The sequence below is a fragment of the Streptomyces vilmorinianum genome (assembly GCF_005517195.1).
Classification (GTDB): Bacteria; Actinomycetota; Actinomycetes; order Streptomycetales; family Streptomycetaceae; genus Streptomyces; species Streptomyces vilmorinianum.
In genome coordinates this window covers 5963505-5986128 of sequence record NZ_CP040244.1, presented here as the reverse complement: position 1 = coordinate 5986128, position 22624 = coordinate 5963505, and the positions used below count along the sequence as shown (strand labels likewise).

At 71.2% G+C, this 22624-nt stretch carries 21 protein-coding genes, 2 pseudogenes and 1 riboswitch; of the genes and pseudogenes, 17 read left to right on the top strand and 6 right to left on the bottom strand.

Annotated features, from left to right (window positions below):
- Positions 1-33: 33 nt before the first annotated feature.
- From FDM97_RS27680 to FDM97_RS27670, 4 genes and pseudogenes are all read left to right on the top strand, one after another.
- Positions 34-477: an AMP-binding enzyme gene (locus FDM97_RS27680; RefSeq protein WP_137993233.1), complete on the top strand. Its 444-nt coding sequence runs from the start codon at positions 34-36 to the stop codon at positions 475-477.
- Positions 478-529: 52 nt separating this feature from the next.
- The gene (locus FDM97_RS27675; protein WP_137993232.1) at positions 530-1324 is read left to right on the top strand and encodes an SDR family NAD(P)-dependent oxidoreductase; all 795 of its coding nucleotides are present in this window, start codon (positions 530-532) and stop codon (positions 1322-1324) included.
- Positions 1321-1458 (top strand): annotated as a pseudogene (locus FDM97_RS37030) (FAD-dependent oxidoreductase); the annotation flags it as partial. The gene FDM97_RS27675 and the pseudogene FDM97_RS37030, both read left to right, overlap by 4 nt.
- A gap of 98 nt (positions 1459-1556) precedes the next feature.
- Positions 1557-2528: an FAD-dependent monooxygenase gene (locus FDM97_RS27670; protein ID WP_349775394.1), complete on the top strand. Its 972-nt coding sequence runs from the start codon at positions 1557-1559 to the stop codon at positions 2526-2528.
- An 86-nt stretch (positions 2529-2614) separates the two neighbouring features.
- Here the strand turns inward: FDM97_RS27670 and FDM97_RS27665 are convergent, their stop codons facing one another.
- The 4 genes from FDM97_RS27665 to gcvT form a co-directional block, all read right to left on the bottom strand.
- Positions 2615-3985 (bottom strand): L-serine ammonia-lyase, encoded by a 1371-nt coding sequence (locus FDM97_RS27665; RefSeq protein ID WP_137993231.1) that lies wholly within the window; start codon positions 3983-3985, stop codon positions 2615-2617.
- A 164-nt stretch (positions 3986-4149) separates the two neighbouring features.
- On the bottom strand, positions 4150-5409 hold the full coding sequence (locus FDM97_RS27660) for a serine hydroxymethyltransferase (protein WP_137993230.1): 1260 nt from the start codon (positions 5407-5409) through the stop codon (positions 4150-4152).
- A 20-nt stretch (positions 5410-5429) separates the two neighbouring features.
- A complete protein-coding gene (gcvH, locus tag FDM97_RS27655; protein WP_137993229.1) occupies positions 5430-5810 on the bottom strand; it encodes a glycine cleavage system protein GcvH in 381 nt (126 codons plus the stop codon).
- A 77-nt stretch (positions 5811-5887) separates the two neighbouring features.
- Positions 5888-7012, bottom strand: a complete 1125-nt coding sequence (gene gcvT / locus FDM97_RS27650; protein WP_137993228.1) for a glycine cleavage system aminomethyltransferase GcvT — start codon at positions 7010-7012, stop codon at positions 5888-5890.
- Between the two features lie 161 nt (positions 7013-7173).
- Positions 7174-7276, bottom strand: a riboswitch (glycine riboswitch).
- Between the two features lie 140 nt (positions 7277-7416).
- Between gcvT and FDM97_RS27645 the strand changes: the two genes are divergently transcribed.
- The 12 genes and pseudogenes from FDM97_RS27645 (at position 7417) to FDM97_RS27590 (ending at position 19996) form a co-directional block, all read left to right on the top strand.
- A complete protein-coding gene (locus FDM97_RS27645) occupies positions 7417-8088 on the top strand; it encodes an AAA family ATPase (RefSeq protein WP_137993227.1) in 672 nt (223 codons plus the stop codon).
- A 453-nt stretch (positions 8089-8541) separates the two neighbouring features.
- Positions 8542-9282 (top strand): enhanced serine sensitivity protein SseB, encoded by a 741-nt coding sequence (locus tag FDM97_RS27640; RefSeq protein ID WP_137993226.1) that lies wholly within the window; start codon positions 8542-8544, stop codon positions 9280-9282.
- A 53-nt stretch (positions 9283-9335) separates the two neighbouring features.
- A complete protein-coding gene (locus FDM97_RS27635) occupies positions 9336-10145 on the top strand; it encodes an enhanced serine sensitivity protein SseB C-terminal domain-containing protein (RefSeq protein ID WP_137993225.1) in 810 nt (269 codons plus the stop codon).
- A 310-nt stretch (positions 10146-10455) separates the two neighbouring features.
- A complete protein-coding gene (locus FDM97_RS27630) occupies positions 10456-11457 on the top strand; it encodes an ABC transporter permease (RefSeq protein ID WP_137993224.1) in 1002 nt (333 codons plus the stop codon).
- 118 nt (positions 11458-11575) lie between these two features.
- A complete protein-coding gene (locus FDM97_RS27625; protein WP_175439253.1) occupies positions 11576-13345 on the top strand; it encodes an ABC transporter substrate-binding protein in 1770 nt (589 codons plus the stop codon).
- 123 nt (positions 13346-13468) lie between these two features.
- A complete protein-coding gene (locus tag FDM97_RS27620; protein ID WP_137993223.1) occupies positions 13469-14467 on the top strand; it encodes an ABC transporter permease in 999 nt (332 codons plus the stop codon).
- Complete coding sequence (locus FDM97_RS27615; RefSeq protein ID WP_137993222.1) at positions 14464-15570, top strand: ABC transporter ATP-binding protein; 1107 nt, start codon at positions 14464-14466, stop codon at positions 15568-15570. Before FDM97_RS27620 ends, FDM97_RS27615 begins: the two co-directional genes overlap by 4 nt.
- Positions 15567-16745 (top strand): ABC transporter ATP-binding protein, encoded by a 1179-nt coding sequence (locus FDM97_RS27610; protein ID WP_137993221.1) that lies wholly within the window; start codon positions 15567-15569, stop codon positions 16743-16745. Before FDM97_RS27615 ends, FDM97_RS27610 begins: the two co-directional genes overlap by 4 nt.
- Before the next feature lie 118 nt (positions 16746-16863).
- Complete coding sequence (locus tag FDM97_RS27605) at positions 16864-17538, top strand: trimeric intracellular cation channel family protein (RefSeq protein ID WP_137993220.1); 675 nt, start codon at positions 16864-16866, stop codon at positions 17536-17538.
- 26 nt (positions 17539-17564) lie between these two features.
- The gene (locus FDM97_RS27600; RefSeq protein WP_137993219.1) at positions 17565-18437 is read left to right on the top strand and encodes a thioesterase family protein; all 873 of its coding nucleotides are present in this window, start codon (positions 17565-17567) and stop codon (positions 18435-18437) included.
- Positions 18438-18450: 13 nt separating this feature from the next.
- Positions 18451-18674, top strand: a pseudogene (locus FDM97_RS27595) (DNA-binding transcriptional regulator); the annotation flags it as partial.
- Positions 18675-18832: 158 nt separating this feature from the next.
- The gene (locus FDM97_RS27590) at positions 18833-19996 is read left to right on the top strand and encodes a cysteine desulfurase family protein (protein ID WP_137993218.1); all 1164 of its coding nucleotides are present in this window, start codon (positions 18833-18835) and stop codon (positions 19994-19996) included.
- Positions 19997-20005: 9 nt separating this feature from the next.
- On the opposite strand, the gene FDM97_RS27585 is transcribed toward FDM97_RS27590, so the two are convergent.
- The gene (locus FDM97_RS27585) at positions 20006-20656 is read right to left on the bottom strand and encodes an N-acetylmuramoyl-L-alanine amidase (protein ID WP_137993217.1); all 651 of its coding nucleotides are present in this window, start codon (positions 20654-20656) and stop codon (positions 20006-20008) included.
- A gap of 61 nt (positions 20657-20717) precedes the next feature.
- Here FDM97_RS27585 and mnmA point away from each other — a divergent pair, with 61 nt between their 5' ends.
- Positions 20718-21848: a tRNA 2-thiouridine(34) synthase MnmA gene (gene mnmA / locus FDM97_RS27580; protein ID WP_137993216.1), complete on the top strand. Its 1131-nt coding sequence runs from the start codon at positions 20718-20720 to the stop codon at positions 21846-21848.
- A gap of 10 nt (positions 21849-21858) precedes the next feature.
- Here mnmA and FDM97_RS27575 read toward each other — a convergent pair whose 3' ends face one another.
- A complete protein-coding gene (locus FDM97_RS27575; RefSeq protein ID WP_137993215.1) occupies positions 21859-22617 on the bottom strand; it encodes an alpha/beta fold hydrolase in 759 nt (252 codons plus the stop codon).
- Positions 22618-22624: the final 7 nt, after the last annotated feature.

Sequence of the window (22624 nt, the reverse complement as noted above, 5' to 3'; positions counted from 1 at the left end):
ACCGACGCCGAGGGGTGGCTCCACACCGGTGACATGGTCCGTCAGGACGAGCACGGCTGCCTCACCGTCATCGGCCGCTGCAAGGACGTCATCCTCACCAACGGGTACAACGTGCACCCCGGCGAGATCGAGGAAGTGCTCTGCGCCCACCCGGCCGTGGCGCAGGCCGCGGTGATCGCCCACGACGATCCGGTGCGCGGCGAGGTGCCGCACACCGTCGCCGTCCTGCGGTCCGGCACGTCCGCTTCGCCCGAGGAGCTGCTCGGGCACTGCCGTACGCGCCTGGCGCGCTTCAAACTGCCACGCCACCTGACGCTCCTCCCCGTCATGCCGCTCACGGCGACGGGAAAGGTCGACCGGCACGCCCTGCACGCCGACACGGCGCCCCGGCCGGCCGCTCCCGCTTCGTCCCAGTCCGCCGTTCCGTCACCGGCCACCGGCCGGGCCCGTCCGCACGAGGAAGCCGCATCGTCATGACCTCCTCCACACCAGCACCCCCACAGACGCCGCTGCCTCGGACACCGGGCGGCTGTTCTCTCTCGAAGGCCGTACGGCGCTGGTCACCGGGGCCTCTCGTGGCATCGGCGCCGCGATCGCCGAGGGATTCGCCCGGGCCGGTGCCACCGTGTGGCTCCTCGCCCGCTCCGCCCGCGACCTCGAAACCGTCGCCGACCGCATCCGCGCCGACGGCGGGCAGGCGCACCACGCCTCGTGCGATGTGACCGACCGGACCGCGACCGCGACGGCCTGCCGCGACATCCTCGACCGGTCCGAAGCCGTCGACGTCCTGGTCAACAACGCCGGCGGGCCCGTCTTCCAGGCACGCTTCCTCGACGTCCGCGAAGACGGCTGGGACAAGGTCTTCAACCTCAACCTCTCCAGCACCATGCGCATCACCCAGGCCATCGGCGGCCACATGGTCGAACGAGGCAGCGGCAGCGTCATCAACATCTCCTCCATCGGCGCCCTCCAGGAATGGCCCGAGATCGCGCCGTACTGCGCGGCCAAGGCCGCCGTCCTCAGCCTGACCCGCTCCCTGGCCGCGGACTGGGCGGCCCACCGGGTACGGGTGAACGCGATCTGCCCGGGCTGGATCGACACCGACGTCAACCGCGCCTACACCACCGACCCCCGACGCCGCGCCGCGACCGGCGAGAACATCCCCCTCGGCGGCTGGGCACCCCCCACCGACATCGTGGGCACCGCCCTGTGGCTGGCCTCCGACGCCTCCCGCTTCGTCACCGGCACCGTCATCCCCCTGGACGGCGGGGCCTCCGTCGGCCTGCCCGCATCCGTCCGCGCCGGCCTCGACCCCCGCTCATGACCGCCGCACCCGCACCCGCCCCCGCCCGTGTCCTTGTCGTGGGAGCAGGCCCCACCGGCCTGACCGCCGCTCTCCACGCCCACGCCGCCGGACTCCACTCCACCGTTCTGGAAGCCCAGCCCGAAGGCCGGGACCGGCGCGGCAGCCGTGCCCTCTTCATCCACCGAAAGAGCCTCGACCTGCTCGACGAAGCCTCACCCGGCTCGCGGAGGCCATCGCGGCGGACGGCCTGGTGTGGCCGACCCGCCGTACCTTCTGGGCCGGGCGGTGCGTCCACCAGCGCACCTACCCGCCTCTCCCCGTACGCACCGCGCCCTTCGCGAGCCTTCCCCAGCCCCGTATCGAGCACCACCTTCTGAACGCGTGTCGCACGGCAGGGATCCCCATCCACTGGAACCGCGAAGTCGTGCACGTCGCCGCCGCACCCCACGGCGTCACCGTCCGCACCCACGACGGCGCCGAGCACACCGGCGCCTACCTCATCGCCGCCGACGGCGCCCGCTCTGCCGTCCGGGCCCAGCTCGGCATCGCCCTGGACCAGACCCGTTCCCCGCACGCCTTCGTCATCGCCGACGTCGCGGACGGACCCCCTCTGCCCTGCTCACGGGACTTCCACTACCGCCATCCCGCCGTCGGTGGGCGCAACGTCCTCCTGGTCCCCTTCCAGGGCGGCTGGCGCGTCGACCTCCAATGCCGCCCCCACGACGACCCCGACCACTGGACGCGCAGCACCCCCGAATGGATCGGCAGCATCCTCGGCGCCGCCTACAGCGACCGCGTGACCTGGGTGTCTCCCTATCGCTTCCGCCAGCGCGTCGCCCACACCTTCCACGACCCCCACCACCGCGTACTCCTGGCAGGCGAAGCCGCGCACCAGTTCCCCCCGTTCGGCGCCCGCGGCATGAACTCCGGCATCGCCGACGCCCAGGCCGCCGCCCGAGCCATCGGCGAGGCCCTCACCCTGTCCGCCGCCGAGCGCGACGCCCCCGTCGCCGCCTACACCGACCGCCGGCGCACCGCGGCCCTGACCAACCAGGCCGCCGCGGCCGGCGCCCTCGCCCACCTCCAGGCCGACACACCCGGAGCCCGACTCCGCCAGCGCGCCGCATCACTCGCGGCATCCGCGTGGCCCCCCGCCGGCGCCTGGCTCGACCGTGCCCCGTACGGTCCCACCCTCAGGGCCACACCCACCCGCGCCTACTGACCCCCGCCGCCGACAGAGGACGACGAAGGCCCTGACCAGCGCTGAAAGACAGAAACGCGCCGGTCAGGGCCCACAGGCCTACGGCCTCAGCACTCGATGATGTTCACCGCGAGACCGCCGCGCGCGGTCTCCTTGTACTTGACCGACATGTCCGCGCCGGTCTCCTTCATGGTCTTGATGACCTTGTCCAGGGAGACCAGGTGGCTGCCGTCGCCGCGCATCGCCATCTTCGCCGCCGTGACCGCCTTGACCGCCGCCATGCCGTTGCGCTCGATGCACGGGATCTGGACCAGGCCGCCGACCGGGTCGCAGGTCAGGCCCAGGTTGTGCTCCATGCCGATCTCGGCCGCGTTCTCCACCTGCTCGGGGGTGCCGCCCAGGACCTCGGCCAGGGCGCCCGCCGCCATCGAGCAGGCCGAGCCGACCTCGCCCTGGCAGCCGACCTCGGCGCCGGAGATCGAGGCGTTCTCCTTGAAGAGCATGCCGACCGCGCCGGCCGCGAGGAGGAAGCGGACCACGCCGTCCTCGTCCGCTCCCGGCACGAAGTTCGTGTAGTAGTGCAGGACCGCCGGGATGATGCCGGCCGCGCCGTTCGTCGGGGCGGTGACCACGCGGCCGCCCGCCGCGTTCTCCTCGTTCACGGCCATCGCGTAGAGGGTGATCCACTCCATCGCCAGCGCCGCCGGGTCGCCCTCGGAGCGCAGCTTGCGGGCCGTGTTCGCGGCGCGGCGGCGGACCTTCAGGCCGCCCGGCAGGATGCCCTCGCGGGACATGCCGCGCGAGACGCAGGCCTGCATGACCCGCCAGATCTCCAGCAGGCCCTCGCGGATCTCGTCCTCGGTGCGCCAGGCCTTCTCGTTCTCCAGCATCAGGGAGGAGATGGACAGGCCGGTCTCGCGGGCCAGCCGCAGCAGCTCGTCACCGGTGCGGAAGGGGTACTTCAGGACGGTGTCGTCCGGGACGATCGGGTTCTCGCCCTGCACGGCGTCCTCGTCGACGACGAAGCCGCCGCCCACCGAGTAGTACGTCTTCTCCAGGACCAGGGCGCCCTCGGCGTCGTACGCGAAGATCGTCATGCCGTTGGCGTGGTACGGCAGCGCCTTGCGGCGGTGCAGGATCAGGTCCTCGTCGAAGTCGAAGGGGATCTCGTGCGCGCCGACCAGGTTGATCCGGCCGCTCGCCTTGATCCGCTCGAACTCCTCGTCCGCCCGCTCGACGTCGACCGTGCGCGGGGAGTTGCCCTCCAGGCCCAGCAGGACGGCCTTGGGGGTGCCGTGACCGTGGCCGGTCGCGCCGAGGGAGCCGTACAGCTCCGCGCGTATCGAGGCGGTGTGGGCCAGCAGGCCCTCGTTCTTCAGCCGGCGGGCGAACATCCGCGCCGCGCGCATCGGGCCCACCGTGTGGGAGCTGGACGGGCCGATGCCGATCGAGAACAGGTCGAAGACCGAGATGGCCACGGGGGACTCCTTGTGGGGGGCTAGACGCCGTTGTCTGCCGGGGTGGTGCAGAACAGAGCAGGGAACCGAGCGGGAAATGGGGTGGGGCACCGCGCTCACTGTCCAGTGTGCGCGGTGCCCCGGAGCAATCGTACGAACCAAACCTGGAACTAAAGCGTACGAAATTACTTCAGGCCGGGGTACAGCGGGTGCTTCTCGGCCAGCGCGGTCACCCGCGCCTTGAGGGCCTCGGCGTCGAAGCCGGGCTTCAGGGTCTCCGCGATGATGTCGGCGACCTCGGCGAAGTCCTCGGCGCCGAAACCACGGGTCGCGAGCGCCGGCGTGCCGATGCGCAGACCCGAGGTGACCATCGGCGGACGCGGGTCGTTCGGGATCGCGTTCCGGTTGACCGTGATGCCGACCTCGTGGAGACGGTCCTCGGCCTGCTGACCGTCCAGCTCGGAGTTGCGCAGGTCCACGAGGACCAGGTGCACGTCCGTGCCGCCGGACAGGACCGAGACGCCGTGCGCGGTGACGTCGTCCTGGACCAGGCGCTCGGCGAGGATGCGGGCGCCGTCCAGCGTGCGCTGCTGGCGCTCCTTGAACTCCTCCGAGGCCGCGATCTTGAAGGAGACGGCCTTGGCCGCGATCACGTGCTCCAGCGGGCCGCCCTGGAAGCCGGGGAAGACCGAGGAGTTCAGCTTCTTCGCGAACTCCTTCTTCGCCAGGATGATGCCGCCGCGCGGGCCGCCGAGCGTCTTGTGCGTGGTGGAGGTCACCACGTCCGCGTACTCGACCGGGTTCGGGTGCAGACCGGCCGCGACCAGGCCCGCGAAGTGGGCCATGTCGACCCAGAGGTACGCCTCGACCTCGTCGGCGATCCGGCGGAACTCCGCGAAGTCCAGCTGACGCGGGTAGGCGGACCAGCCCGCGATGATCACCTTCGGGCGGTGCTCCTTGGCCAGGCGCTCGACCTCGGCCATGTCGACCAGGCCGGCCTCGTCGACGTGGTACGCGACCACGTTGAACTGCTTGCCCGAGAAGTTCAGGCGCATGCCGTGCGTGAGGTGACCGCCGTGGGCCAGGTCCAGGCCCAGGATCGTGTCGCCGGGCTGGGCGATCGCGAACAGCGCGGCCTGGTTCGCGGAGGCGCCGGAGTGCGGCTGGACGTTGGCGTACTCGGCGCCGAACAGGTCCTTGATGCGGTCGATGGCGATCTGCTCGGCCACGTCGACGTGCTCGCAGCCGCCGTAGTAGCGGCGGCCCGGGTAGCCCTCGGCGTACTTGTTGGTGAGGACGGAGCCCTGGGCCTCCATGACCGAGACCGGAGCGAAGTTCTCCGAGGCGATCATCTCGAGGGTGGACTGCTGGCGGTGGAGCTCGGCGTCGACGGCGGCGGCGACGTCCGGGTCCAGCTCGTGGAGAGGGGTGTTCAGAAGCGACATGAATCGATCCCTAAGGGGTCTCAGTTCCCGGCGGTGAGCTCGGTGTACTCGTCGATGGAGAGCAGGTCCTTCGGCTCCTCGGCGATGCGGACCTTGAACAGCCAGCCACCCTCGAACGGGGCGGTGTTCACCAGGGAGGGGTCGTCCACGACGTCCTGGTTGGCCTCGACGACCTCGCCGGTCACCGGCGCGTACAGGTCGCTGACGGACTTGGTCGACTCCAGCTCGCCACAGGTCTCGCCCGCGGTGACGGTGTCCCCGACCTCGGGGAGCTGGGCGTAGACGACGTCACCGAGCGCGTTGGCCGCGAACTCCGTGATGCCGACCGTCGCGACGCCGTCCACGACGTCCGACAGCCACTCGTGCTCCTTGGTGTAGCGCAGCTGCTGGGGGTTGCTCATGACCTGATTCTCCTGGATCGGGGGAGTGCTGATGAACGTGGGTCTTGCGAGGTGAGACGCCGAGTGAGACGGAAACGTCACTTCTGGCGCTTGTAGAAGGGCAGCGACACGACCTCGTACGGCTCGTGGGTGCCGCGGATGTCCACACCTACACCCTGCGTGCCGGGCTCGGCGTGCGCCGCGTCCACGTACGCCATGGCGATCGGCTTTCCGAGGGTCGGGGAGGGGGCGCCGGAGGTGACCTCGCCGACGACCTCGCCGTTCGCGACGACGGAGAACCCGGCGCGCGGGACGCGGCGGCCCTCGGCGATCAGGCCGACGAGCTTGCGCGGCGGGGCGGTCTCGGCGCGCTCGGCGGCCTTCTCCAGGGCCTCGCGGCCCACGAAGCGGCCCTCGTTCGTCGTCTTCTCGAACTTCACGACCCGGCCGAGGCCCGCGTCGAACGGGGTGAGGGAGGTGGTCAGCTCGTGCCCGTACAGCGGCATGCCCGCCTCAAGGCGGAGCGTGTCACGGCAGGACAGGCCGCAGGGGATCAGGCCGACCGGGGCGCCCGCCTCGGTCAGCGCCTTCCAGACGCCCTCGGCGTGCTCGGGCTTCAGGAACAGCTCGAAGCCGTCCTCGCCGGTGTAGCCGGTACGGGCGATCAGCGCGGGGACGCCGGCGACCGTGCCGGGCAGGCCGGCGTAGTACTTCAGGCCGTCCAGGTCGGCGTCGGTGAGCGACTTCAGGATGCCGGGGGACTCCGGGCCCTGGACGGCGATCAGGGCGTACGCGTCACGGTCGTCGCGCACCTCGGCGTCGAAGCCGGCCGCTCGCTCGGTCAGCGCGTCGAGGACGACCTGGGCGTTGGAGGCGTTGGCGACGACCATGTACTCCTGCTCCTGGAGCCGGTACACGATCAGGTCGTCGAGGATGCCGCCGTCCTCCTGGCAGATCATCGTGTAGCGGGCGCGGCCGACGCCGACCGTGGAGATGTTGCCGACGAGGGCGTAGTCGAGGAGCTCGACGGCCTGGGGGCCGGTCACGGTGATCTCGCCCATGTGGGAGAGGTCGAAGAGGCCCGCCTTGGTGCGGACGGCGTTGTGCTCGTCGCGCTCGCTGGCGTAGCGCAGCGGCATGTCCCAGCCGGCGAAGTCGGTCATGGTCGCGCCCAGGGAGCGATGCAGGGCATCGAGGGCGGTCAGACGGGGGGCAGTGCTCATGGGTGTGGCTCCCGGATCCCAAGGGCGAGAAAGAACATGACAGGCAGGACGATCCTCCCCATCTGTCATGGAACCTGAGAGGTTCACCGAGGGCATCCTCGGCTTGCACCTTGGGTGGAGCCGCGCCGGGCTGGCCGGGACGGTTCGCTTTTCAGATCTGCCTCATCCACGCGGTACGGGGCCTGAGAGATTCAAGGGAGGGTCTTGCTCCTTCGGCGCCCGGGGCCCACCGTGGTGGTCCCGGGACTCTCCCGCGCGGATTCGAGCGGCCGGTATGCGGTTGTGTGCGCTTGGCGCGCACATCATTGCATGCGGGATCTGATCGGCAAATCGCTTGTGCCTCATTACCGTTTCTTTACACTTTGTGGGAAAGGGTCCCGGGGACCCGACTGGGGGAGAAGGCAATGACGTTCCAGCACACCGGCGCCTATGCGACGAGCACGGGCATACCGGCCCCGCGCGCCCGGGCCAGGACCCGCAGGCGCGGCTCCGCCGTGCCCGTGCTCCGCGATCTGCGCGAGCGGGGCGGCCGGGGCCCGCGCGTGCTCTCCTTCGGCGGGGGCGACCTCGTGGTGGTCTCCGGGCTGCCCGGCAGCGGCAAGTCGACGCTCATGCGGCGGACGGCCGAGGGCATGGCCATCGATTCGCAGGACGCCCGTGAGCGCTGGGAGGCACGACTGCCCCGCTTCCTGCCGTACGCCGTCTACCGCCCGCTGGCCCGGATCGCCCACTACGCCGGGCTGCGCCGGGCGCTGCGCTCGGGGCGCAGCGTGGTCGTCCACGACTGCGGCACGCAGTCCTGGGTGCGCGGCTGGCTGGCCCGCGAGGCCCGCCGCCGGGGCCGCGCCCTGCACCTGGTCCTGCTGGACGTCACACCCGCGGCCGCCCGCGAGGGCCAGCGCGATCGGGGCCGCGGCGTGTCCGGCTACGCCTTCGCCCGCCACCGCCGCGCCGTCGCCCGCCTCCTGACCTCCGTCGAGTCCGGCCGCCTCCCCCGCGGCTGCGCCTCGGCAACCCTCCTGGACAGGCCCGCGGCGGGCGCCCTGATGAGAATCGCCTTCCGCGACGGCTCCTGACGGGCCGAGCGCTCGGCACCCGGCACGCCCGGAACTGGCGCCCGGCGCCCGGGGCCGACACCTGGCCCTCGCGCCCGGCACGGCCATCCCGCGCCCGGCCCGGGCCAGGTGCCTGGCGTGGCCATCCCACCCGGCACAGACAGCCGGCGCCTGGCCCGGCATGCTCGGAACAGACGCCCGGCATTCAGGCCCCGGCACGGGCCTCCGGCCCCCGACGCTCGGCCCTGGGCACCAGGCACGCAGGCCGATCCCGGCCGCTCGGCGGCCCGTCGCGGCGGTCGGTCGCGTCGGCTGCGGGCGCCGGACGAGCGGCTCCCGGTCGATCCGGATACGCGGTGTCGCGCGCACTGAGTACGCTTTTGGCCACGGCGGCGTCAGGGCGGCATTAGGGTTCTGCCCCGAGGGCGCGCGACGAGTGCGGACGGGCGCGCGCGAGAAGGGGAACCGAGGACCGTGGACGTTACGTGGCCGGGCAATGAGCTCGAAGAGGTGCTGGCCGCCTCGCTCGGCAACCCCGCCGCCGGAGGGCGGCTCGTCGAGGTGCTCGGGCGGAGCCCCGTCTGGGTGCCCCTGCCCAACGGGGGCAGCCCCGAGAGCCGCGACCTCGACCTGCCCACGATGGAGATCGACGGACTCCCGTACGTCCCCGTCTTCAGCTCCGAGCAGCAGTTCCTGGCCTGTGTCGGAAGCCACATGTCCTTCACCGTCGCGCCCGCCCGAGACTTCGCCCGCGGCCTGCCCCCACAGCTCGGCATCGCCGTGAACCCCGGCGGCACCGTCGGCGCCCCGCTGCCGCCGCCCGCCGTCGCCGAGCTCTGCCGGGTCGGCCGCACCCCGCTGGACGGCCCCGCTACCGGCGGCCGGGTCCGGCTCTTCGAGCCCGACTGGCAGGACGACCCCGTCGACTTCCTCTCCGCGGCGGCCGCCGAGTTCGAGGCCGCCGGAGTCGTCGTCTCCGCCCGCCGCGCCCTGGCCAGCGTCGAGGGCACCGAACCCGCCCTCTTCGTCGGCGTCCAGCTCGCCGCCTGGGACGGCGTCGACCGCAACGCGCCGCTCGACGCCCTCGGCCGGGCGCTCGGCCGGATCGAGGTGGCCTGGCCGGTCAATCTCATCCTCCTGGACGTTGCGCAGGACCCGGTCGGCGACTGGATGCTGGAGAAGGTGCGCCCCTTCTACCAGCGGGCCTCCGCGTAATTAAGCTGGTTCGACAAGCTGGTTCGGTGGACGGAAGAGGGGCGGGACCCAGGGTGAGCGCGTCAGGCACCGCTGCGGCCGGACAGGTCGAGCACATGCTGCGCCAAGTGGCACCCGGACGCTACGACGCGTACGAGCAACTGCTGCACGCCCTCGCCGACGGAAGCGTCTGGATGCTCCTCTGGCAGGGCGGGCCCGGCTCGCCCGACGCCCAGTACGGAAACATGGAGGTCGACGGCTTCGGGTACGCCCCGTGCGTCACCTCCGCCCAGGAGCTCGCCGCCTCCGGCTGGAACCGCGCCCACGAGGTGGTCACCGGCCGTGACATCGCCCGCGCCCTCTACCCCGACCGCTGGGGCATCTGGCTCAACCCGCACGACGCCGGCGGCGGCGTCGGCATCCCCTGGGCCGACCTCCGGAGGATCGCCACCGGTCTGGACCGGATGCCGGCCGGACCCCTGCGGCTGTCCGAGCCCGCGCTCGAGATCCCGCAGTTCTACGCGCTGCTGACCCAGAACGCCCATCGCACCCCGTCCGTACGGTCGCTGCGCCGCGCCTGGGTGCAGCCCGCGCTCGGCTCCCCGTACCTCGCCATCGGTCTCGACCTCTACGACACCTCCCCGGCCTCCGTCGACGCGGTGCGGGCCATGATGCGCCAGTCGATCTCCGCGGTCCCCGACGGCCTGCCCGTCTCGACGGTCGCGATGTCCGACGCGTACGACCCGGTGGCGCTGTGGCTACGAGCCAACGCGCGGCCGTTCTACGACCGTGACGCGCACGCCGCACCCGGACCGCACGCCCCGCATGCCCCGCACGCCCCGGGGTACGGATACCCTCCGGCCGCCGCGCCCCACGCGTACTGATTCGTCCCTTTCGATACCCCAATTCACTCCTGCGGGGCAGCAGTTGAGACGCATGTCCGTTCTGGCCGAATAGCGGGCGAGATGGTCCGCTGACGCGATCACGGCGTCCGGATAACGGAAGACAACGCACCGCATCACGGTTGAGCAAACATTCACCGCCAGGTCTGGCGGGTGATCGCGAACCCATTGAAGACTCCCCGGAACACCGGGCGTTCGGCTTCATGGCCAAAGCCCAGCAGTTGTTCCACCAAGCCGCTACCCGCGGCGGGCAAGGGCCGGCTACCGGCGGCCGAGAGGGGTCCTCACCACGATGACGGCACCACTGCACGAGACGAGTGCGGCCGAGTCGACCGCCGCCGTCGACGCCGTGCCCGAAGGCCCCGCGAAGATGATCGAGGGACGTTCTCCCTGGCAGATCGCCTGGACGAGGCTCAAGCGCGACAAGCTCGCCCTCGCGGGCGGATGCATCGTGGTCTTCCTGACCCTGGTCGCGATCTTCGCGCCGCTGATCGTGGGACTGCTCGGCCACCCGCCGGACGAGTTCCACGAGGACCAGATCGACCCGCTCTTCGGCACGCCGATCGGGTCCTGGGGCGGCGTCAGTTCCGAGTTCCTCTTCGGAGTCGAGCCGGTCAACGGCCGCGACGTCTTCAGCCGCATCGTCTACGGCGCCCAGATCTCGCTGCTCGTCGCCGTCCTCGCGGCGGCCTTCGCGGTGCTCCTCGGCACGGTCCTCGGCATCATCGCCGGCTTCTTCGGCGGCTGGATCGACGCGGCGCTCAGCCGGGTCATGGACGTCATGCTCGCCTTCCCGCAGCTGCTCTTCACCATCGCGCTGGTCTCCGTGCTGCCGAACGAACTCCTCGGTCTCGACGGGTCGGGCGTCCGTATCGCCGCCCTGATCCTCGTGATCGGCTTCTTCGGTTGGCCGTACGTGGGCCGCATCGTCCGCGGCCAGACCCTCTCGCTGCGCAACCGCGAGTACGTCGAGGCCGCACAGAGCCTGGGAGCGGGCCGCCTCTACATCCTCCGCAAGGAGCTGCTGCCCAACCTGGTCGCCCCGATCACGGTCTACGCGACCCTCATGATCCCCACCAACATCCTCACCGAAGCGGCGCTCAGCTTCCTCGGCGCGGGTGTGAAGCCTCCCACCGCTTCCTGGGGGCAGATGCTGTCGACGGCCATCTCCACCTATGAGGCGGACCCGCTGTTCATGGTGATTCCCGGCCTCGCCATCTTCATCACCGTGCTGGCGTTCAACCTCTTCGGCGACGGCGTGCGTGACGCGCTCGACCCGAAGAGCTCCCGCTGACCGTACGACGGCACCCCGCAAGACCAGCCCCAGACCGCCCCTGCCGCTGTCGACAGGAGGCACATCCCCAACGGCGGACCGCCGTAACGGCCGCCACTATTCCGGAGGTTGCGAGACCATGACTCTGAACAGCTCATCGCGGCGCAGAATCGCCGCGGGCGCGCTGCTCGCCGCGGCCACGATGGTCGTCACCACCGCCTGCGGTGGCGGAAACGGCGACGGTGGCGGCAAGGGCAAGACCGGCGCGGCCGGCTTCAACGCCGCCGTGAACAAGGTCGCCAACCCCTCGGACAAGAAGGGCGGCGAGCTGAAGTTCATCGGCTCGCAGGAGGCCGACTCGTGGGACCCGCAGCGCGGCTACTACGGCTTCGTGTGGGACTTCGCCCGCTTCTACACGCGTCAGCTGGTCTCCTTCAAGGCCGAGCCGGGTGCCGCCTCCACCGAGCTGGTCGCCGACCTCGCCACCGACACCGGCAAGGTCTCGCCCGACGGTCTGTCCTACACCTTCACGCTGAAGGACGGGGTGACCTGGGAGGACGGCAAGCCGATCACCTCCAAGGACATCAAGTACGGCATCGAGCGCATCTGGGCGCAGGACGTCATCTCCGGCGGCCCGATCTACCTCCAGCAGGTCCTCGACCCCAAGGGCGAGTACAAGGGTCCCTACAAGGACACCTCCGCGGACAAGCTCGGCCTGAAGGCGATCGAGACCCCGGACGACAAGACCATCATCTTCAAGCTGCCGGTCGCCAACGGTGACTTCCTGCAGATGCTGGCCATGCCCGCCGCCTCCCCGGTCCGCCAGGACAAGGACACCAAGGCCCAGTACGGCCTGAAGCCCTTCTCCTCCGGCCCGTACAAGTGGCAGGAGTACACCCCCAACAAGTCGATGCTGCTCGTCCGCAACGACAAGTGGGACGCCAAGACGGACACCATCCGCAAGGCACTGCCGGACAAGATCAGCGTCAAGTTCACCACCAACGCCGATGACATGGACAACCGTCTGATCGAGGGCGAGTACGACCTCGACATCAACGCGACGGGCATCGGCGCCTCGGCCCGCCAGAAGGTGCTCCAGCAGCACAAGGAGAACGCGGACAACCCGCAGACCGGCTTCATCCGCTACGCGGTCTTCCCGCAGACGGTCATCGACAACGTCGAGTGCCGCAAGGCGATCATCTACGCGGCCGACTCCAAGTCCCTCCAGACCGCCCGTGGTGGCCCGCAGGCCGGTGGCGACATCGCCGCCAACATGCTGCCGCCGGCGATCAAGGGTGCCGACCCGAAGGCCGACCTGTACGGCAAGCTCGGCGGCAAGCCGGACATCGCCAAGGCCAAGGAGGCGCTGGCGAAGTGCGGTAAGCCGAACGGCTTCAAGACCACGATCGCGGTCCGCAACAACAAGAAGATCGAGATCGCGACCGCCGAGTCCCTGCAGCAGTCGCTGAAGGCCGTCGGCATCGACGCCCAGATCGACCAGTTCGACGGCGCCCAGACCTCCGGCATCATCGGTTCGCCGAAGGTGGTCAAGGAGAAGGGCTACGGCATCATCATCATGGGCTGGGGTGCCGACTTCCCGACCGGTCAGGGCTTCCTGCAGCCGCTGGTCGACGGTCGCTTCATCCTCCAGAGCGGTAACAACAACTTCTCGGAGCTGAACGACCCGGCGGTCAACAAGCTCTTCGACGACGCGCTGAAGGAGACCGACCCGGAGAAGGCCGGCGAGCTCTACAAGCAGATCAACACGAAGGTCTCCGAGGCCGCGGTCTACCTGCCCTTCACCCACGAGAAGAACATCATCTGGCGCTCCTCGCGACTGACCAACGTCTACACGGCCGACGCCTACAACGGCCGCTACGACTACGCGTCGCTCGGCGTCGTCAAGTAAGCCGAGTCCGAAACCAACTCGCTCCAACGGCGCACCCGCCGCTAGGTCCGAAGGGCAGGTGATGGCCGTGCGCGGCGGCCGGGGAACCCGATCGGGTTCCCCGGCCGCCGACCGGCCGACCGCATGCTTGCATATATAGTCCGACGGCTCTTCGCCGTCGTCGTGATGCTGCTCGTCGTCACCCTGGTGACGCTCAGCATCTTCTTCCTCATCCCCAAGATGACCGGCAGCGACCCTGCCGCGATGTTCGTCGGCAAGCAGGCGGATCCGGCTTCCATCGAGGCCATCCGGCAGAAGCTGGGCCTGGACGAGCCGATCCTGGTGCAGTTCTGGCAGTTCGTCTCCGGAATCTTCGTCGGCCGTGACTACACGGGCGGCGGCTCCACCATCCACTGCGCGGCGCCCTGCTTCGGATACTCGTTCCGCACCGAGCAGGACGTCTCGACAATGCTGGCCGAGGCGTTCCCGGTCACCCTCTCCATGGTCATCGGCGCCGCCGTGCTGTGGCTGCTCATGGGTGTCTCCGCGGGTGTGGTCTCCGCGCTCAAGCGGGGCACGGCCGTCGACCGCGCCGCGATGATCACCGCGCTCGCGGGTGTCTCGCTCCCCATCTTCTTCACCGGCATGCTGTCGATGCTCATCTTCCGCACGCAGCTGGGCTGGCTCAACGCCTCGTACACGCCGATCGGCGAGTCCTTCGGCGCCTGGTTCGGCGGTCTGCTGCTGCCCTGGGTGACCCTCGCCTTCCTGTACGCGGCGATGTACGCGCGGCTCACCCGCGCGACCATGCTGGAGGTCCTCAACGAGGACTACATCCGTACCGCCCGGGCCAAGGGTCTGCCCGAGCCGGTCGTGCTCGGCAAGCACGCCATGCGCTCCACCATGACCCCCATCCTGACCATCTTCGGCATGGACCTCGGCGCCCTCGTCGGCGGCGCGATCCTGACGGAGACCACGTTCAACCTGCAGGGTCTTGGCTGGATGGCCATCAAGGGAGTCAGCGAGCGCGACCTGCCGCTGATCCTGGCCGTCACGCTCATCACCGCGGCCTGCGTGGTCATCGCCAACCTCGTGGTGGACCTTCTGTACGCGGTGATCGACCCCCGAGTGAGGCTCGCATGACGGACAAGCTGACCAAGACGGGTGCGGCCCTGGGAGAGCCGGTCACGTCCGGGAAGTCCGCGCCCTCCGACGCGTTCCTCGACGTGCGCGACCTGAAGATCCACTTCCCGACCGACGACGGACTCGTCAAGTCCGTCGACGGCCTCACCTTCCAGCTGGAGAAGGGCAAGACCCTCGGCATCGTGGGCGAGTCCGGCTCCGGCAAGTCGGTGACCTCGCTCGGCATCATGGGCCTGCACACCGTCGGCCAGTACGGCCGGCAGAAGGCCCGGATCTCCGGCGAGATCTGGCTCAACGGCCAGGAGCTGCTGTCGGCGGACCCCGAGTCCGTACGCAAGCTCCGCGGCCGGGACATGGCGATGATCTTCCAGGATCCGCTGTCCGCGATGCACCCGTACTACACGGTCGGCGCCCAGATCGTGGAGGCGTACCGCGTCCACCACCCGGTCGACAAGAAGACCGCGCGCAAGCGGGCCGTCGAACTCCTCGACCGGGTGGGCATCCCCGAGCCGGCCAAGCGGTTCGAGAACTACCCGCACGAGTTCTCCGGCGGCATGCGCCAGCGCGCGATGATCGCGATGGCGCTGGTCAACAACCCCGAACTGCTCATCGCGGACGAGCCGACCACCGCGCTCGACGTGACCGTGCAGGCGCAGATCCTCGACCTGATCCGGGACCTGCAGAAGGAGTTCGGCTCCGCGGTCATCGTCATCACGCACGACCTCGGCGTCGTCGCCGAGCTCGCCGACGACATCCTCGTGATGTACGGCGGGCGGTGCGTGGAGCGCGGACCGGCCGAATCGGTCTTCTACGAGCCGCAGCACCCCTACACCTGGGGCCTGCTGGGCTCGATGCCGCGGATCGACCGGGAGCAGACCGACCGGCTCATCCCGGTGAAGGGCAACCCGCCCAGCCTGATCAACGTCCCGAGCGGCTGCGCCTTCAACCCGCGCTGCCCGTACGCGGACGTGCCCAAGGACGGCATCACGCGGACGCGGCGCCCCGAGCTGACCGAGACGGGCAGCCGCCACTACTCCGCCTGCCACATGTCGCAGGAGGAGCGGACCCGGATCTGGACCGAAGAGATTGCGCCGAAGCTGTGAGCGACAACAAGAGCACTGAGCCCCTGCTCAAGGTGACCGGCCTGAAGAAGCACTTCCCGATCAAGAAGGGGCTGCTTCAGCGTCAGGTCGGTGCGGTCAAGGCGGTCGACGGCATCGACTTCGAGGTGCTGCCGGGCGAGACCCTCGGCGTGGTCGGCGAGTCCGGCTGCGGCAAGTCGACGATGGGCCGGCTCATCACCCGGCTGCTCGAACCGACGGCCGGCACGGTCGAGTTCCAGGGCACGGACGTCTCGCACCTGGGCGTGAGCCAGATGCGCCCGCTGCGCCGGGACATCCAGATGATCTTCCAGGACCCGTACGGCTCGCTGAACCCGCGCCACACGGTCGGTGCGATCGTCTCGGCCCCCTTCAAGCTCCAGGGCGTGGAGCCCGAGGGCGGCGTCAAGCAGGAGGTCCAGCGCCTCCTCGGCCTGGTCGGCCTGAACCCGGAGCACTACAACCGCTACCCGCACGAGTTCTCGGGCGGTCAGCGCCAGCGCATCGGCATCGCGCGGGCGCTCGCCCTGAAGCCGAAGCTGGTCGTGGCCGACGAGCCCGTCTCGGCGCTGGACGTCTCCATCCAGGCGCAGGTGGTGAACCTCCTGGACGACCTCCAGGAGGAGCTGGGGCTCACGTACGTGATCATCGCCCACGACCTGTCGGTCATCCGGCACGTCTCGGACCGGATCGCGGTGATGTACCTCGGCAAGATCGTCGAGCTCGCGGACCGCAAGTCCCTGTACGAGTCGCCGATGCACCCGTACACCAAGGCCCTGATGTCCGCGGTCCCGATCCCGGACCCGCGCCGCCGGGGCGCGAAGAGCGAGCGGATCCTGCTGACGGGAGACGTCCCGTCCCCGATCTCCCCGCCGTCGGGCTGCCGCTTCCACACCCGCTGCTGGAAGGCGACGGACCTGTGCAAGACCCAGGAGCCCCCGCTCCTGGAGCTCCGCCCGGGCCAGCGCGTCGCCTGCCACCACCCGGAGAGCGCGGAGGGTCTGACGATCCCGTCGGCACGGGAATCGGTGGAGGTCGCGAAGCCCGAGGCGCCCGCGAAGCCCGAGGCCGCCGAGGCGCCCGAGCCCGCCGAGACCGCGGAGGCCCCGGCCCCCGCGGAGGAGGCGGAGGCCCCGGCGAAGGAGCCGGACACCACCGACGACGCGTCGAAGGCGTAGCTTCACCGAGGCCCCCGCAGCCCCCCTGGCTGCGGGGGCCTCGCCGTGTGTGCCCGCGTCCCCGGGGGAGCCCCCATGCCTGGCCGACCGCCCCGCGAGGAACCGGCACAATTGGGCGGTGCTCAATGATTTGTTCACCCCCTCCGTTCAACACACCCTCGACCTCGTCGGGATCTTCGTCTTCGCCATCTCCGGCGCCCTGCTCGCCGTCCGCAAGAACTTCGACGTCTTCGGCATCGCCGTCCTCGCCGAGGTCACCGCCCTCGGCGGCGGGCTCTTCCGCGACCTGATCATCGGCGCCGTCCCCCCGGCCGCCTTCACCGATCTCGGCTACTTCCTCATGCCGCTCGTCGCCACCGCCCTCGTCTTCTTCCTCCACCCCGAGGTCGAGCGCACCCAGACCGCCGTCAACGTCTTCGACGCCGCCGGCCTCGGTCTCTTCTGCGTCACCGGCACCACGAAGGCGTACGAGTACGGCCTCGGCCTCACCTTCTCCGCCGTGCTCGGTCTCGCGACCGCCGTCGGTGGCGGTGTCCTGCGTGACGTCCTCGCCAACGAGGTGCCCTCCCTCCTCCGCTGGGACCGGGACCTCTACGCCGTGCCCGCCATCGTCGGCGCCACCATGGTCGTCCTCTTCATCCGCTTCGACGTCCTCAACGCGTACACCAGCGGCGCCGCCGTCGTCACGGCCTTCGCCCTGCGCCTGCTCGCGATGCGCTACCACTGGCGCGCGCCGCGCGCCTGGAACCGGCGTTCCTCCGCGCAGGAGGAGCCCGAAAAAGCTACCGCTTAGTATTTGCCTGCTGTACCGTCGTTCTCATGAGCACGAGCACCGAGACGACCGCGGCGACGACCGCGGAGACGACTGCGGAGACGAGCGAGTTCGACCGCGACACCGCCGTCACCCTCCGCGCCCCCGGCGTCTACGACGCCCACCTCTCCGCCGGCTGGACGATCATCAGCGCCGTCAACGGCGGCTATCTCCTCGCCCTCCTCGGCCGTGCTCTCGGCGACCACCTGCCGCACCCTGACCCGTTCACGATCTCGGCGCACTACCTGACGCCGTCCGTGCCCGGCCCCGCCGTCATCCGGACCGAGACCGTCCGCACCGGCCGCACCCTCTCCACCGGCCAGGCGTCCCTCTTCCAGTACGCCGAGGACGGCACCGAGGTCGAGCGCATCCGCGTCCTCGCCTCGTACGGCGACCTCGACGAGCTCCCCGACGACGTGCGCACCACCGCGGCGCCCCCGGCGTTCGCGCCCATCGAGCACTGCTTCGGCGCCTCGGACGGCCCTCGCCCCCCGATCCCCGGCTCCTCCGCCATCACCGAGCGGCTCGACCTCAAGCTCGACCCGGCCACCGTCGGCTGGGCGATCGGCGCGCCCTCCGGCAAGGGCGAGATGCGCGCCTGGTTCGGCCTCGCCGACGGCCGCGAGCCCGACGCGCTCTCGCTGCTCCTGACCGTCGACGCCCTCCCGCCGACCTCCTTCGAGCTCGGCCTCAAGGGCTGGACCCCGACCGTCGAGCTCACCACCCACATCCGCTGCCGCCCGGCGCCCGGCCCGCTGCGGGTCTCCATCACCACCCGCAACCTCGCCGGCGGCTTCCTGGAGGAGGACGCCGAGGTCTGGGACAGCGCGGACCGCCTCGTCGCCCAGTCCCGCCAGCTGGCCCGCGCCCCCCGCGGCTAGCGACCTCCGGCCGGTGACGTCCGGCCGGCTCCTCACGATCCCGCTGCTCCTCCGAACGCGCGAGCGCCTCGAAGTCCCCGCACACACCATCCACCGGGACGTCGAGGCGCTCTCGGCATCCGGCGTACCCGCGCACGCCGAGCGCCGCCTCGACCGGGCCCTCGGATCCGCCCTCCGCAAGGTCATGCCGCCCCCGAACCCCACCGGCCCGCCGCCGAACTGACGAGCCGCCGCATCCCCGGCGCCTGCGCCCCGGCCCTTCCGCGCCGGCCGGGTGCACCGGGCCCGGCAGCCGCGCCGCGCGCACCGGTCCGCCCGCTCCAGGCCCCGCCACCAGTGGCGTAAACCGGCCAGGGGCCCGAGGCGCGGGACCCGCCTCGTAGAATCAAGGCACCATGGCTTACCTCGACCACGCCGCCACCACGCCCATGCTGCCCGAGGCGATCGAGGCGATGACCGCCCAGCTCGCCGTCACCGGCAACGCCTCCTCCCTGCACGCGGCCGGGCGGCGCGCCCGGCGGACCGTCGAGGAGGCGCGCGAGACCCTCGCCGCCGCCCTGGGCGCCCGGCCCAGCGAGGTCGTCTTCACCTCCGGCGGCACCGAGGCCGACAACCTCGCCGTCAAGGGCCTGTACTGGGCCCGACGTGACGCCGACCCCCGGCGCACCCGCGTCCTCGCCAGCCCCGTCGAACACCACGCCGTGCTCGACGCCGTGGACTGGCTCGCCACGCACGAGGGCGCCACCGTCGAGTACCTGCCCGTCGACCGGTACGGCCGCGTCGACCCCGACGACCTGATCGAAGCCATCGTCCGCGACCCCGACTCCGTCGCGCTCGCCACCGTCATGTGGGCGAACAACGAGATCGGCACGATCATGCCGGTACGCGAACTCGCCGACGCCGCCGCCCAGTTCGACGTCCCCCTGCACGCCGACGCCGTCCAGGCCTTCGGTCAGATTCCGGTCGACTTCGCCGCCTCGGGACTCGCCGCCATGACCGTCTCCGGCCACAAGATCGGCGGCCCCTACGGCATCGGCGCCCTGCTCCTGGGCCGCGAGTACACCCCCGTGCCCGTCCTCCACGGCGGCGGCCAGGAGCGCCATGTCCGCTCCGGCACCCTGGACGTGCCCGCGATCGCCGCGTTCGCCGTCGCCGGACAGCTCGCCGCCGAGCGGCGCGAGGACTTCGCCCGCGAGATCGGCGCCCTGCGCGACGAGCTGGTCGCGGCCGTCCGGGCCGCCGTCCCCGACGCGCTCCTCGGCGGCGACCCCGTCGACCGACTCCCCGCCAACGCCCACTTCACCTTCCCCGGCTGCGAGGGCGACTCCCTGCTCCTGCTGCTCGACGCCCAGGGCATCCAGTGCTCCACCGGCTCCGCCTGCACGGCCGGCGTCGCCCAGCCCAGCCACGTCCTGCTCGCCACCGGCACCGACCCGAACCTCGCCCGCGGCACCCTGCGCTTCACCCTCGGCCACACCTCCACCAAGGAGGACGTCGCCGAGGTCGCCGCCGCGATCGGCCCGGCCGTCGAGCGGGCCCGGACCGCCGGCCTCACGTGAGCGCAGGCCTCACGTGAGGGCCTTCGAGGCCTCCCGTACGAGCTTCATGTAGCGGTCCCAGTCCCAGTGCGGCCCGGGGTCGGTGTGGTCGGTCCCGGGCACCTCCACGTGCCCGATGATGTGCTCCCGGTCGACCGGGATGCCGTACCGGGCGCATATCCCGGCGGTCAGCCGCGCCGACGACGCGTACATCGCCGCCGTGAAGTCCTGCGGCCGGTCGACGAAGCCCTCGTGCTCGATGCCGATGCTCCGCTCGTTCATGTCCCGGTTCCCGGCGTGGAACGCCACGTCGAGCTCGCGGATCATCTGCGCGACATGGCCGTCCTCGCGGACGACGTAGTGCGTGGCGGCGCCGTGCCCCGGGTTCTTGAAGACCTTCAGCGCGGTCGCGTAGCTGCCCTGGACGACATGGATCACCACCCGGTCGATCGTGTAGTCGTCCGGCCGGTCGGCCCGCCGCCAGTTCGCCCGGGCCGCCGCCGTCCACTGGGCGCTCTTGTGGTCGAGCTCGCCCTCGACCCGCTTCTTCTCCATCCCCGGCAGCCGCCACCAGGCACGCGCCAGCTCGTCCTTGGCCAGCGCCGCCGTGCCAAGGAGGGCCGCCCCACCGCCGAGCAGCACCGCACGACGGCCCACCCCCCGCTTCTTCTCACTCCCCATGTGAGCGTGAACGCTCACGGGCACGACCACGGTTCCCGCGGCCCCGTACCCTGGTAGGGCTATGACTAAGACTCCGCCCCAGCGCCGCCTCCGTGTCCTCGCCGCCATGTCCGGCGGTGTGGACTCCGCCGTCGCCGCCGCCCGCGCCGCCGAAGCCGGGCACGACGTCACCGGGGTGCACCTGGCGCTCTCCGCGAACCCGCAGTCCTTCCGTACCGGCGCGCGCGGCTGCTGCACGATCGAGGACTCCCGCGACGCCCGGCGGGCGGCGGACGTCATCGGCATCCCCTTCTACGTCTGGGACCTCGCCGAGCGCTTCCGCGAGGACGTCGTCGAGGACTTCGTCGCGGAGTACGAGGCGGGCCGCACGCCCAACCCGTGCCTGCGCTGCAACGAGAAGATCAAGTTCGCGGCGCTGCTCGACAAGGCGCTCGCGCTCGGCTTCGACGCGGTCTGCACCGGCCACTACGCCACGGTCGTCCTGAACGAGGACGGCTCGCGCGAGCTGCACCGGGCGTCCGACATGGCCAAGGACCAGTCGTACGTCCTCGGTGTCCTGGACGAGCGACAGCTCGCCCACGCGATGTTCCCGCTGGGCGACACCCTCACCACCAAGGACGAGATCCGCGCGGAGGCGGAGCGGCGCGGGCTCGCGGTCGCGAAGAAGCCCGACAGCCACGACATCTGCTTCATCGCCGACGGCGACACCCAGGGCTTCCTCGCCAACCGCCTCGGCCGGGCGGAGGGCGACATCGTCGACGAGTCGGGGACGAAGGTCGGCACCCACGAGGGCGCGTACGGCTTCACCATCGGCCAGCGCAAGGGCCTGCGGATCGGCCACCCCGCGCCGGACGGCAAGCCGCGCTACGTCCTGGACATCTCGCCGGTCAACAACACGGTCACGGTCGGCCCCGTCGAGGCCCTCGACGTCACCGCCCTGACCGCGATCAAGCCCCGCTGGTGCGGCACGGCCCCGGAGGGCTCCGGCCGCTACACCGCCCAGCTGCGCGCCCACGGCGGCGAGACCGAGGTGACGGCAGCCCTGGAGGGCGACGAGCTGAAGGTCTCCTTCGACGAGCCCGTCCGGGGCGTGGCCCCCGGCCAGGCGATCGTGCTGTACGACGGCACGCGCGTGGTGGGCTCGGCGACGATCGCGACGACGGTACGGAGCGCGGCCGCGGCGACGCTCTGACCCGTACGCCTCACTCCTCCAGGTAGAAGTCCTCGAGCACCGGCGCGAGCACGTGCGGCGCCACCATGTGCGTCTGACCGGTCAGCGTGCGGTGCCGGCCACGGGGGAGCGCCGCGGAGACCGCCAGGGCCGCGCGGCGCGTACGGGCGGGGCTCGCGCCGCCGTCGACCACGAGCACGCGCGCGTGGATCCGCCCGAGCCGCGCGGCCGGCACGGTCCCGTCGCCCAGGACGGCGTGGTCGTACGCGAGCGTGTGCGCCACGGCCTCCAGCTGCGGGGGCACCTGCACCGCGGTCTCGGAGAGGAACAGCTCCAGGGCGGCGAAGGCATCCCGCGCCCCCGACCCCGACGGCGCCCCCGACCCCGCCCCCGCCTCCGAGGAGTACGGCGGCTCGTAGACCGACAGCTGCCGGATCGGCAGCCCGGCCTCCGTCGCGGCCAGCGCCAGCGCCCCGCCCGACGACATGCCGTGCACGGACACGTGCCCGCCCATCTCGTCGATGAGGGCAGCGAGGTCGTCGATCTCCCGCTCCACGGTGTACGGGCGGGTGTCGCCGCTCCCGCCGCGACCCCGCCGGTCGTAGGTGACGACCGAGAACCGCGGCGCGAGGAGCGCGGCCAGCGGCCGCTCGGCCGCCCCGGTGCACAGGGCCCCGCTCACCACGATCACGGGCTCGCCCTCACCGCACCGCTCGTACGCGATCCGCGTACCGTCCCCGGACGTGACCCGCCCCCGGCTCCTGCTCAGCGTGCTGTTCAGCTCGTCCATGGCGGTT